This is a genomic window from Streptomyces doebereineriae (genome assembly GCF_031845645.1).
Classification (GTDB): domain Bacteria; phylum Actinomycetota; class Actinomycetes; order Streptomycetales; family Streptomycetaceae; genus Streptomyces; species Streptomyces canus.
The window spans coordinates 310,101-322,304 of the sequence record NZ_JAVREZ010000008.1; the positions used below are offsets into that span (position 1 = coordinate 310,101).

Genomic DNA, 12,204 nt, shown 5'->3' on the forward strand with positions numbered 1-12,204 from the left:
CTCCACCCCACAGCACCGCCCCGAGCGGTTCCCCGCCCGCCGCGCCGGGCACGATCAACTGCCGGGAGTGCCGGATACGTGCGGCACACTTGGGGCGCGAAGACCGATGTGAAGGATGGGTATGCCGACCACACCTGCCACCACGACGCACACGCCGTCGAACGGCGCCGCGAACGCGATCCTGCTGGAACTGGTCGACGAGCACGGTGTGACGATCGGCACCGCGGAGAAGCTCGCCGCCCACCAGCCGCCGGGGCAGCTGCACCGCGCCTTCTCGGTGTTCCTCTTCGACGAGCGGGGCCGGCTGCTCCTCCAGCAGCGCGCCCTGGGCAAGTACCACTCCCCCGGCGTGTGGTCCAACACCTGCTGCGGCCACCCCTACCCGGGCGAGGCGCCCTTCGCGGCGGCGGCCCGGCGGACGTACGAGGAGCTGGGCGTCTCCCCGTCGCTGCTCGCCGAGGCGGGCACGGTCCGCTACAACCACCCGGACCCCGACTCGGGACTGGTCGAGCAGGAGTACAACCACCTGTTCGTCGGCATGGTGCAGTCCACGCTCGCCCCGGACCCGGAGGAGGTCGGCGCGACGGCGTTCGTGACGCCGGACGAGCTGGCGGAGCGGCACACGAAGGACGCCTTCTCGTCCTGGTTCATGACGGTGCTGGACGCGGCCCGCCCCGCGGTCAGGGAGCTGACGGGCCTCTCCGCCGGCTGGTGACCGCCCTCAGGACACGCGCACGGACTTGAGCGGCAGGGCGGCCCAGATCACCTTGCCGCCGCTGGACGTGTGCTCGACGTCGCAGACCCCGCCCGCCTCCCGGGTGACCTCGCGGACCAGCAGCAGCCCCCGGCCCCCCGTCTCGCTGTGGGCGGCCTCCAGAGCGGTCGGCCGGTAGGGGTGGTTGTCCTCCACGGACACCCGCACCCACTCCGCGCCCACGGCCACCTCCACCGCGAGCATCGGCGAGAGCAGGGCCGCGTGCCGGACGGCGTTCGTGACGAGCTCGGACACGATCAGCAGAAGGCCCTGGACGAGGTCGTCCGAGACCGGCACTCCCTGGCGGTACAGCAGGTCCCGCACGGCGTGTCGCGCCTGCGGGACCGACGCGTCCACAGCGGGTGCGGTGAACCGCCACACACCCTCGTACGGCAGCGGATCCGGTGTGCCCGGGTCGAGGGGGTCCGGCCCGAGGGGGTCTTCTCCGCTGTCCGGTGGGCGAGGGCCGGACCCGCGCCCATGGTCGTCCATTCTTCGGTCGCCACCCTTGCGCTCGATTGTCACCACATGTCGAGTGTTGGCAGCACGTCACTCCACCCCGGATGTCTGAACAGAAGTCAGCGGATATCGAGTGCCCCTGACCGATTCCGCGCAGAACTATTCGGGGTGTGCCGATTCGGCGGCGACCTCGTGCCGTTCGGTGACCATTCCGACGATCTTGCGAGGTGAACGTGGCCCCTTCTTGATCGTACGGTCGAGGCATACGACTAGCATCCGACGCCATGGAGCTCTCGGAGCCGCAGCTGCTGCACACCGTCACCGACTCGGTCGCCACCGTGGTAGTCCACCATCCGGCCAAGCGCAATGCCATGACGGCCGCGATGTGGCGGGCGCTGCCGCCGCTGCTGGACACGCTGGCCGCCGATCCGGGGGTACGGGCGCTCGTGCTGACCGGTGAGGGCGGGACGTTCTGCGCCGGTGCCGACATCTCCACGCTGCGCCGGTCGCCCGAGGAGGCGCAGGCGCTCGCGGTGCACGCCGAGGAGGCCCTCGCCGCGTTCCCGAAGCCGACGCTGGCGGCGATCCGGGGGCACTGTGTGGGCGGCGGGTCGCAGCTCGCGGCGGCCTGCGATCTGCGGTTCGCCGAGGAGGGCTCGCTGTTCGGGGTGACCCCGGCGAAGCTCGGGATCGTGTACCCGGCCTCCTCCACCCGGCGGTTGGTGTCGCTGGTCGGCCCGGCGGCCGCCAAGTACCTGCTGTTCTCCGGCGAGTTGATCGACGCGGAGCGTGCGCTGCGCACGGGCCTGGTCGACGAGGTGCTGCCCGAGGGTGAACTCGCCGACCGAGTCGGGGAGTTCACCCGGATCCTGGCGTCCCGCTCGCAGCTGACGCAGGCCGCGGCGAAGGAGTTCGCGAACGGCCGCACGGACCGGGACGCGTACTGGACCGCACAGGCGCGGGGCAGCGGCGACACCGCGGAGGGCGTCGCCGCGTTCCTGGAGCGCCGTCAGCCGCAGTTCACGTGGTCGGCGCCTGGCCGAGGATGAACCGGCTCCTCGACCGGATCAGCTCGACGACGTCCGCGGGCGCCTTCTCGGGAGCTCCGGCGTCGTAGGGCGGTTGCGGATCGTACTCGATGCCCAGTTGCACGGACTGGGCCACGAAGTCGCCGGAGATCCGGCCGAGCAGGGCGAGCCCCATGTCGATGCCGGAGGAGACCCCGGCCGCGGTGACGTACTTGCCGTCCGTCACGACCCGCTCCCCCGTCGGCTCGACCCCGAACTTCCTCAGTTCGTCGAGCGCCAGCCAGTGCGAGGTCGCACGACGCCCTTCGAGACGTCCCGCGGCCGCGACCAGCAGGGAGCCGGTGCACACGGACGTCGTCCAGGTGCTGGTGGTGTCGGCGATGCGGATCCAGTCGAGGAGGGCCTCGTTCGTCATCTGCGGGGTCTGCCCCGGGCCGCCCGGGACGACCACCACATCGGGGTTCGGCACCTCGGCCAGGGTCCTGTCGGCGATCAGCGCGAGGTGCCCGCTGTCGGTGCGGACGGGACCGGTCTCCTCGGCGACGAAGACGACCTCGGAGTCGGGGAGACGACCGAGGGTCTCGTACGGTCCTACGGCGTCCAGGGCGGTGAAACGGTCGTAGAGGACGATGGCGATCTGCACGGGGGGCCTTTCAGTGGGCCGGGGTCGGGTGGAAGCGGCGCCGGTACTCGGACGGGGCCGTGCCGAGGGCTTTGACGAAGGCGCGGCGCATCCCCTCGGGGGTGCCGTAGCCGCTGGCGCGGGAGATCTCCTCGATGCCGTCGGAGGTGTCCTCCAGGAGCCGGCGGGCGTGTTCCAGCCGGACCCGGTCGACGTACCGGCCGGGCGTCATGCCGGTCTCGGTCTGGAAGGCGCGGGCGAAGTGGCGGGGCGAGAGACGGGCCCGGGCGGCGAGAGTCTCGACGCTCAGGTCGCCGGCGGGGTGCTCGGTGATCCAGTGCTGGACCTCCCGCAGCGGCTCGCGCCGGGCGGTCTGGGCGGCGAGCTGGGCGCTGAACTGGGCCTGGTTGCCGGGCCTGCGCAGGAAGACCACCAGGTGGCGGGCGATGGCGAGGGCGGCGTCCCGGCCCAGGTCCTCCTCGACCAGGGCGAGCGCGAGGTCGATGCCCGAGGTGACGCCGGCGGACGTCGACACCTGCCCGTCGCGCACATAGATCGGGTCGGGGTCCACTTCGACGGCCGGGTGGTCGTGGGCGAGCTTGTCGCTGTACGCCCAGTGCGTCGTGACGCGGTGCCCGTCCAGGAGCCCCGCCTCGGCGAGCCGGATGGCGCCGGTGCACACCGAGACCAGACGCTCGGCCCGGGGGCCGTGCTCACGCAGCCAGTCGGTGAGGAGCGCATCGGGGCGCCGGGTGCCCCGGCCGCCGGGCACCAGGAGGGTGTGCGGGGCATCGGTCTGCGCGAGGGTTTCGTCCGGTACGACGGTCAGGCCGCTGGAGGTGCGTACGGGAGCGCCGTCCAGCGAGGCCGTACGGATGCGGTAGGTGCCCGGGGTGTGCTGCTCGGCCCCGGCGAAGACCTCCAGCGGGCCGGTGACGTCGAGGCTCTGCATGCCGTCGAAGAGGACGAAGAGAACGGTTCGCTGGGCCATGTCTTCGATTCTTGGGGGCTCCGGCGATGGCCGCAATGACGAGTTCCCCACCTTTTCTGCCATCAGGAGCTCCCCCGTAGAGGGGATACCAAGCGGTCGGTAACCTGCACGCCATGACTACTGCCGTCCTGGAACCGCGCGCCGGCCGCCGATGTCACAACCCGCTCAACTCCCTGCACGCCGCGCACTACTTCTCCCCCGACCTGGGCAGGGAGCTGGCCGCGATCGGCGTCACGCACCCGAGGGCCGTCAACTTCGCGGTGCGGTCCGCCGCGCTGGGACCGGTCGGGCCGGGGGCGGTGACGGCCGCGTTCTACAACTACAAGCACGAGCTGGTGGCCGAACACGTGCCCGCGGTGTGGCGGACCGCCGCGCCCGAACGGGTTCTGGCGGCACGTGTGCGTGCCGTCGACGCGACACTGCGCCGCCTGCTGGGTGAGGAGGCCGTGGCATCCGACGAGATGGCCGAGGCCGCGCGGCTCGCCCTGCGCGCCACCGAGGCCTGCTCGCGCGCCGCGCGCCCGCTGTACTCCGCGCACGCCGACCTGCCGGTGCCGCAGGAGCCCCACCTGGCGTTCTGGCACGCCGCGACGCTGCTGCGCGAGCACCGGGGCGACGGGCATCTCGCTGCCCTGATGTCCGCGGGGCTCGACGGCCTGGAGGCCCTGGTGACCCACACGGCGACGGGCAGGGGCATGACGCCGCCCTGGGTGTTCACCACGCGCGGATGGACCCGGCAGGAGTGGGACGCGGCCGTCGGACGGCTCCGGGAGCGAGGGCTGCTGGACGCCGACGGCGAGCTGACGGAGCAGGGTGTGGCCCTGCGGGACGAGATCGAGGCGGAGACCGACCGGCTGGACCGGGCCCCGTACGAGCACCTCGGAGCCGAGGACGTGCGACGGCTGACGGAGCTCGCGATCGGGTTCGCGCGTACCGCGGCGGCCGCGGGGGCCTATCCCGCGGACCTGATCGGCAAGCGCTGAGCCACGACGGATCAAGTCCGCGCAGCGAAGATTGCCTGGCCGTCACGGAGGTACCCGTTCTTCTCCCGGTCGTGGTGGCCGGGAGAAGAAAGGGGATGCACATGTTCCGCGCGATCGCAGACGTACTGCGCCAGATCGGTGGTGCCATCGCCACCGTCGTGACGCTGCCGTTCCGGGCGCTGGCCCGGCTCTTCGGCGGTGCGTCCAGCTCCACGAGGAGCCGCAGGGCCTGATGACCACGGCCGGATGACCGCGCCCTGAGCCCCGACTGTCGGTGCCGCCTGTCACAATTGCCGCGCAACCTCAGTGAGAAGGCGGTACGGGATCGTGACGACACCCGGGTCCAGCGGGTCCACCAACGCAGGGTCGATCGAAAGCAGGATCGCCGAGGAACTCGGCGTACGCGAGCGGCAGGTCAAGGCTGCCGTGGAACTGCTCGACGGCGGTTCCACGGTTCCCTTCATCGCCCGCTACCGCAAGGAAGCGACCGAGATGCTCGACGACGCGCAGCTGCGCACGCTCGAGGAGCGGTTGCGGTATCTGCGGGAGCTGGAGGAGCGGCGGACGGCGATCCTCGACTCGGTGCGCGAGCAGGGCAAGCTCACCGAGGAGCTGGAGGCGCGGATCCGGGGCGCGGAGACCAAGGCGCGCCTGGAGGACATCTATCTGCCGTTCAAGCCGAAGCGCCGCACCAAGGCGCAAATCGCGCGCGAGGCGGGCCTCGAGCCGCTCGCCGAGGGCCTGCTCGGTGACCCGGGCGTCGCTCCGCTCGCCGCGGCCGCCGCGTTCGTGGACGCCGACAAGGGCGTGCCCGACGCGCAGGCCGCGCTCGACGGCGCCCGGGCGATCCTGACCGAGCGCTTCTCGGAGGACGCCGACCTGATCGGCGAGCTCCGCGAGCGCATGTGGGTGCGCGGCCGTCTGGCTGCCAGGGTGCGGGAGGGCAAGGAGGAGGCGGGCGCCAAGTTCGCCGACTACTTCGACTTCGCCGAACCCTTCACGAACCTGCCCTCGCACCGGATCCTGGCGATGCTGCGCGGCGAGAAGGAGGAAATCCTCGACCTCGTCCTGGAGCCGGAGGAGGCCACGGAGGGACCTTCGTCCTACGAGGGCATGGTGGCCCACAGGTTCGGGATCGCCGACCGCGGCCGTCCCGGCGACAAGTGGCTGACGGACACGGTCCGCTGGGCCTGGCGGACCCGCATCCTCGTGCACCTCGGCATCGACCTCAGGCTGCGGCTGCGTACGGCCGCCGAGGACGAGGCGGTCAACGTGTTCGCGGCCAACCTCCGCGACCTGCTGCTCGCCGCCCCGGCCGGCACGCGCGCGACGCTGGGCCTGGACCCCGGATTCCGTACGGGTGTGAAGGTCGCCGTGGTCGACGCGACCGGCAAGGTGGTCGCCACCGACGTCATCCACCCACATGTCCCGGCCAACAGGTGGGACGAGGCGATCGCCAAGCTGGCCCGGCTGGCCAAGGAGCACGCGGTCGAGCTCGTCGCGATCGGCAACGGCACGGCGTCCCGCGAGACCGACAAGCTCGCCGGTGAACTCATCACCAGGCATCCGGAGCTGAAGCTCACCAAGGTGATGGTGTCCGAGGCGGGCGCCTCCGTGTACTCGGCCTCCGCGTTCGCCTCGCAGGAGCTGCCGGACATGGACGTGTCGCTGCGCGGCGCGGTCTCCATCGCGCGCCGGCTCCAGGACCCGCTGGCCGAGCTGGTGAAGATCGACCCGAAGTCGATCGGCGTCGGCCAGTACCAGCACGACCTGTCCGAGGTGAAGCTGTCGCGTTCGCTGGACGCGGTGGTGGAGGACTGTGTGAACGGCGTGGGGGTCGACGTGAACACCGCGTCCGCCCCGCTGCTCGCCCGGGTCTCCGGGATCACCTCCGGGCTCGCCGAGAACATCGTGTCGCACCGGGACGCCAACGGTCCTTTCAAGGCGCGCACCGAGCTGAAGAAGGTGGCCCGGCTGGGTCCCAAGGCGTACGAGCAGTGCGCGGGCTTCCTGCGGATCCGCGGCGGCCACGACCCGCTGGACTCCTCCAGCGTGCACCCCGAGGCGTACCCGGTGGTGCGGCGCATGGTGAAGACCGCCGGGCAGGAGGTCGCTTCCCTGATCGGCAACACGGGAGTGCTGCGCTCGCTGCGGCCGCAGGACTACGTGGACGAGACCTTCGGTCTGCCCACCGTGACCGACATCCTCAAGGAGCTGGAGAAGCCGGGGCGTGACCCTCGGCCCGCCTTCAAGACGGCGACCTTCAAGGACGGCGTCGAGAAGATCTCCGACCTGTCCTCCGGGATGGTGCTGGAGGGGGTCGTGACCAATGTGGCGGCGTTCGGGGCGTTCATCGACGTCGGTGTCCACCAGGACGGGCTGGCGCATGTTTCCGCGCTGTCGAAGACATTCGTCAAGGATCCCCGGGATGTGGTGAAGCCCGGTGACATCGTCAAGGTGAAGGTGCTGGAGGTCGATATTCCGCGGAAGCGGATCTCCTTGACGCTGCGGCTGGACGACGAGGCGGCGGCCTCCGGCGGGGAGCGGCGACAGCAGCAGCGGGGTGGGCGGCCTCCTCAGCAGCGGCAGCGGCAGCAACCGCGTCAGCAGCAGGCGCCTGCTCCGGGCAACAGTGCGATGGCTGACGCCTTGCGCAAGGCGGGGCTGGTCAATCCGAAGAACGGCAAGCGCTGATACAGGTCGTGGGGGGGCGGCCGGCCCGTTGTGGCTGGTCGCGCCCACGCGGCGGAGCCGCATATCGACACAGCCCCGCGCCCCTTCAGGGCGCTTCAGTCACCTTGCCCGATGAGACCTCCAGGCGGCGGGTCACGTGGACCGCGTCCAGCATTCTGCGGTCGTGGGTGACCAGCAGCAGGGTGCCCTCGTAGGCGTCCAGCGCCGCTTCCAGCTGTTCGATGGCCGGCAGGTCCAGGTGGTTCGTCGGCTCGTCCAGGACCAGGAGGTTGACGCCCCTGCCCTGGAGCAACGCCAGGGCCGCCCTCGTACGTTCGCCGGGGGACAGCGTCGCCGCCGAGCGCAGGACGTGGTCGGACTTCAGGCCGAACTTGGCCAGGAGGGTGCGGACCTCCGCCGGTTCCGTATCGGGGACCGCCGCGCAGAAGGCGTCCAGCAGGGACTCCTCGCCGTGGAAGAGCTCGCGGGCCTGGTCGACCTCGCCGATCAGGACGCCGGAGCCCAGGGAGGACTGGCCGGCGGTCAGCGGCACCCGGCCCAGCAGGGCGCCGAGCAACGTCGACTTGCCGGCGCCGTTCGCGCCGGTGACCGCCACCCGGTCCGCCCAGTCGATCTGGAGGGACACCGGGCCGAGGACGAAGTCGCCGTGGCGGACCTCGGCGTCCCGCAGCGTCGCGACGACCGCGCCCGACCGCGGGGCCGACGCGATCTCCATCCGCAGGTCCCATTCCTTGCGCGGCTCGTCGACGACGTCGAGGCGCTCGATCATCCGCTGGGTCTGGCGGGCCTTCGCGGCCTGCTTCTCGCTGGCCTCGCTGCGGAACTTACGGCCGATCTTGTCGTTGTCGTTGTTCGCCTTGCGGCGCGCGTTCTTCACGCCCTTGTCCATCCACGAGCGCTGCATCTGCGCCCGGTCCTGGAGGGCGGACCGCTTGTCGGCGTACTCCTCGTAGTCGTCCCGGGCGTGCCGGCGGGCCACCTCCCGTTCCTCCAGGTAGGCCTCGTAGCCGCCGCCGTAGAGGGTGATCTGCTGCTGGGCCAGGTCGAGTTCGAGGACCTTGGTGACGGTGCGGGTGAGGAACTCGCGGTCGTGGCTGACCACCACCGTGCCGGCGCGCAGGCCCTTCACGAACCGCTCGAGGCGCTCCAGGCCGTCCAGGTCGAGGTCGTTGGTCGGCTCGTCGAGGAGGAAGACGTCGTAGCGGGAGAGCAGGAGGGAGGCGAGGCCCGCTCGTGCCGCCTGGCCGCCCGACAGGGACGTCATCGGCAGGTCCAGGTCGACCGCGAGGCCCAGGGAGTCGGCGACCTCCTCGGCGCGTTCGTCGAGGTCGGCGCCGCCGAGGTCCAGCCAGCGCTCCAGGCTGGTGGCGTACGCGTCGTCCGCTCCCGGCGCCCCGTCGACCAGGGCCTGGGTCGCCTCGTCCATCACCCGCTGGGCCTCGGCGACTCCGGTGCGGCGGGCGAGGAACTCCCGCACGGTCTCGCCCGGGCGCCGCTCGGGCTCCTGCGGGAGGTGCCCGACGGTCGCGGACGGCGGGGAGAGCCTGAGCTCCCCCTCCTCCGGCGTGACCAGGCCCGCGAGCATCCTGAGCAGCGTGGACTTGCCCGCGCCGTTGGCCCCGACCAGGCCGATCACATCTCCGGGCGCGACGACGAGGTCGAGCCCGCTGAACAGGGAACGGTCGCCGTGGCCGGCGGCGAGGTTCTTGGCGACGAGGGTGGCAGTCATCAGACCGTCGATCCTAATGGCCGCGGCGGATGCCCGGCGCTTCGGTTCTCAGCGGGCCATCGCCTCCACCAGGACACTTCCCGAGGTCCGCGCCACCACGAATGCTTCTCCCTTCACCGACTTGGCGTCCAGGGCGATACGGTGCCGGCCCGCTTCCAGGACGCCGTCGAAGACCTCGTGGGCGTGGGTGCGGTACAGCCGGTCGAGGCGGTACGCCGTCAGGCGCACCCGGCACGGTGAGGTGACCTCGACGGCCGCCTCGCCGTCGGCGGCGACCAGCCGGGTCAGCCGCCGCCGTTCGGCGGGGCTGCGGTCCAGGGCGTGCTCTATCTGGGCCACGAGCAGCGGGATGATGGGGGCGAGGCCGTCGACGTAGGTCACGTCGACGCCCGCACGTTCGAAGGAGTGGCGTACGGCGGTCCGTTCCTCCTCGGTGACCGCGCGGCCGAAGGCGACCGCGCCGTAAGCGCGCAGTTCGTCGGCGTGGACGGCGCCCACCTCACGGGTGATGTCGGCGCCGATGCCGATGGTGCGCAGGGCGGCGGCCAGCTTGGCGAGAACGGCGACGCGGGCGCCGATGAGCAGGACGCGGCGGCGGGCGCCCTCCGGTTCGGTGCCGCCTCGGAGCAGGGAGTCGAGCGCCGCGCGGTACTCGGCGCCCTGGAAGCGGAACGGCCCGATGCCGTGGTAGCCGTTGAGCTGGAGGTCCACGGCCTCCTCGGTCTGCCAGGCGAAGTCCCGCCAGATGAAGTCGTCGCCGTCCCGCTCGATGACCGCGGTGACGGCTCCGCAGGCGAGGTCCTCGCACTCGGGGCAGCCGTAGATGACGTGACGACCGCTCGGAAGCGGGGCGTCCGTCTCGCCCAGGAAGCTGCGGACCTGGGCGGTGAAGATCGCGGGTGGGACGTCGGAGGCGAGGGGGGAGACGGCATCGAGGTCGGAGAGCTGGAAGAGGAGCGGGCGGCCGTCGACGATGAAGTCCACGAAGTCCCGGTGTATTTGGAAGTCACCGTTGGCGAGGACTCCACCGGCACGCATCGCCGGTGCCAGGCCGAAGGTCGCGTATGCGGCAGACATGGTGTGAGTATTCCCGGCTTTGGGCCGGTCTGAGCACGGCATGCGTCATTCCGCTCACGTCGGGTGGCGCGGCCCGGCGTGAGCGGCGTACGCATGGTCGAAGGAGGACCGGTCTCATGCGCCGTACTCAGCTGTGGTCGTGGCCCAGCGGGTCGCCCTCCGTCTCGGTGCCGGGGCCCGGACCGATCTGGATCCCGAAGTCGCCGTCGTACTTCCTGTGGCCCTCGATCACGGCGAGTTCGACGGCCTCGGAGCCCATCTCGCCGCGCACGATCAACGGGTCCCGGCGCAGGTCGCGCATGAGGGCGACGCACATGCCGATCATCACGAGCACGAAGGGCGCGGCGGCCAGGATCGTGAGGTTCTGCAGGCCGGTGAGCGCGTCGCCCTGGCCGCTGCCGACGAGCAGCATGATGGCGGCGACCGCTCCGGTGACCACGCCCCAGAACACGACGACGAATCGCCCGGGTTCGAGGGCGCCCTTCTGGGAGAGCGTGCCCATCACGATGGAGGCGGCGTCGGCGCCGGAGACGAAGAAGATGCCGACGAGGATCATCACCAGCAGGCTGGTGGCGGTCGCGATCGGGAACTCCTGGAGTACGCCGAAGAGTTGGCCCTCCGGTGTCGACTCACCACTGAGCGCGCCGCCCTCCTTCAGCTTCATCGCCGTACCGCCGAAGATCGCGAACCAGACCAGGCTGACCGTGCTGGGCACGAGGATGACACCGCCGACGAACTGCCGGATGGTGCGGCCGCGGCTGATGCGGGCGATGAACATGCCGACGAAGGGCGTCCAGGAGATCCACCAGGCCCAGTAGAAGACGGTCCAGCTGCCGAGCCAGTCCGCGACGCCCTTGCCGCCGCTGGCCTCGGTACGTCCGGCGAGCTGGGGCAGGTCGCCGAGGTAGGAGAAGACCGAGGTGGGCAGCAGGTCGAGCACGATGATCGTGGGTCCGGCGATGAACACGAAGACCGCGAGGATCAGGGCGAGCACCATGTTGGTGTTGGACAGCCACTGGATGCCCCGCTCGATACCGGAGACGGCCGAGAGCACGAAGGCCAGGGTCAGCACGGCGATGATCGCGACGAGCAGACCGGTGCTGACGTCGTCCATCCAGTCCAGCTCCTGGAAGCCGGAGCCGATCTGGAGGGCGCCGAGACCGAGAGAGGCCGCGGAGCCGAAGACGGTGGCGATGATCGCGAGGATGTCGATCACCCGGCCCACGCCGCCGTTCGCGTGCCTCTCCCCGATGAGCGGGGTGAACACGGCGCTGATGGTCTGGCGCCTGCGCTTGCGGAAGGTGCTGTAGGCGATGCCGAGGCCGACCACCGCGTAGATCGCCCAGGGGTGCAGGGTCCAGTGGAAGAGGGTGGTGGCCATCGCCGTCTCCATGCGTTCGCCGGAGTTGGCGGGACTCGTGCCCGGAGGCGGGGTCGTGTAGTGCGAGAGCGGCTCGCTGACGCCGTAGAACATCAGGCCGATGCCCATGCCGGCGCTGAACATCATCGCGACCCAGGACACGGTCTTGAACTCGGGTTCCTCGCCCTCGGCGCCCAGGTGGATACGGCCGTAGCGGCTCATCGCGAGCCACAGGGCGAACACCACGAAGCACGAGGCGGCCAGCATGAAGGCCCAGCCGCCGTTGTGGATCAGCCCGTTGAGCATGGAGGTGGAGACGTCCTCCAGCGAGTCCGTCGCGGCCCAGCCCCAGATCACGAAGGCCAGGGTGATGGCGGCGGTGACTCCGAACACCACCCGGTCGGTCTGGTGGCCGAGAGTCCCCGCGGGGTCTTCCCGGCCACCTCTCTTCTTCAGGTCTTCCGTCATCTGCGGCACCTTCCCCTGGGGCGGTGGGTACGCCGGTTT

The 12,204-nt window shown here is 71.1% G+C and carries 11 protein-coding genes; 5 read left to right on the plus strand and 6 right to left on the minus strand.

Features of this window, described 5'->3' with window-relative positions; genetic code table 11:
- Positions 1 to 121 precede the first annotated feature (121 nt).
- Positions 122 to 715, plus strand: coding sequence for an isopentenyl-diphosphate Delta-isomerase (gene idi, locus RNB18_RS24650; protein WP_311716280.1), 594 nt, complete (start codon positions 122 to 124; stop codon positions 713 to 715).
- Between the two features lie 6 nt (positions 716 to 721).
- Here idi and RNB18_RS24655 read toward each other — a convergent pair whose 3' ends face one another.
- Positions 722 to 1,246, minus strand: coding sequence for an ATP-binding protein (locus RNB18_RS24655; protein ID WP_311716281.1), 525 nt, complete (start codon positions 1,244 to 1,246; stop codon positions 722 to 724).
- Positions 1,247 to 1,497: 251 nt separating this feature from the next.
- Here RNB18_RS24655 and RNB18_RS24660 point away from each other — a divergent pair, with 251 nt between their 5' ends.
- Entirely contained in the window at positions 1,498 to 2,262 is a 765-nt protein-coding gene (locus RNB18_RS24660) for an enoyl-CoA hydratase/isomerase family protein (protein WP_311716282.1), read from the plus strand.
- Here RNB18_RS24660 and RNB18_RS24665 read toward each other — a convergent pair.
- Together RNB18_RS24665 and RNB18_RS24670 are read right to left on the minus strand one after the other, a co-directional pair.
- The gene (locus tag RNB18_RS24665) at positions 2,234 to 2,884 is read right to left on the minus strand and encodes a DJ-1/PfpI family protein (RefSeq protein WP_311716283.1); all 651 of its coding nucleotides are present in this window, start codon (positions 2,882 to 2,884) and stop codon (positions 2,234 to 2,236) included. The genes RNB18_RS24660 and RNB18_RS24665 overlap by 29 nt on opposite strands.
- Before the next feature lie 10 nt (positions 2,885 to 2,894).
- Complete coding sequence (locus RNB18_RS24670) at positions 2,895 to 3,854, minus strand: GlxA family transcriptional regulator (RefSeq protein ID WP_311716284.1); 960 nt, start codon at positions 3,852 to 3,854, stop codon at positions 2,895 to 2,897.
- Positions 3,855 to 3,967: 113 nt separating this feature from the next.
- On the opposite strand from RNB18_RS24670, the gene RNB18_RS24675 reads away from it, so the two are divergent.
- The 3 genes from RNB18_RS24675 (at position 3,968) to RNB18_RS24685 (ending at position 7,531) form a co-directional block, all read left to right on the plus strand.
- Positions 3,968 to 4,837 carry an SCO6745 family protein gene (locus RNB18_RS24675; RefSeq protein ID WP_311716285.1) on the plus strand — a complete coding sequence of 290 codons (870 nt, stop codon included), beginning with the start codon at positions 3,968 to 3,970 and terminating at the stop codon, positions 4,835 to 4,837.
- Between the two features lie 101 nt (positions 4,838 to 4,938).
- Positions 4,939 to 5,070 (plus strand): LPFR motif small protein, encoded by a 132-nt coding sequence (locus tag RNB18_RS24680; RefSeq protein WP_252100478.1) that lies wholly within the window; start codon positions 4,939 to 4,941, stop codon positions 5,068 to 5,070.
- Positions 5,071 to 5,164: 94 nt separating this feature from the next.
- Positions 5,165 to 7,531 (plus strand): Tex family protein, encoded by a 2,367-nt coding sequence (locus tag RNB18_RS24685; protein WP_311716286.1) that lies wholly within the window; start codon positions 5,165 to 5,167, stop codon positions 7,529 to 7,531.
- An 85-nt stretch (positions 7,532 to 7,616) separates the two neighbouring features.
- Here the strand turns inward: RNB18_RS24685 and RNB18_RS24690 are convergent, their stop codons facing one another.
- The 3 genes from RNB18_RS24690 to RNB18_RS24700 form a co-directional block, all read right to left on the minus strand.
- Positions 7,617 to 9,260, minus strand: coding sequence for an ABC-F family ATP-binding cassette domain-containing protein (locus RNB18_RS24690; protein ID WP_311716287.1), 1,644 nt, complete (start codon positions 9,258 to 9,260; stop codon positions 7,617 to 7,619).
- Between the two features lie 48 nt (positions 9,261 to 9,308).
- Complete coding sequence (locus tag RNB18_RS24695; protein ID WP_311716288.1) at positions 9,309 to 10,337, minus strand: oxidoreductase; 1,029 nt, start codon at positions 10,335 to 10,337, stop codon at positions 9,309 to 9,311.
- 127 nt (positions 10,338 to 10,464) lie between these two features.
- A complete protein-coding gene (locus RNB18_RS24700; protein ID WP_311716289.1) occupies positions 10,465 to 12,165 on the minus strand; it encodes a BCCT family transporter in 1,701 nt (566 codons plus the stop codon).
- Positions 12,166 to 12,204: the final 39 nt, after the last annotated feature.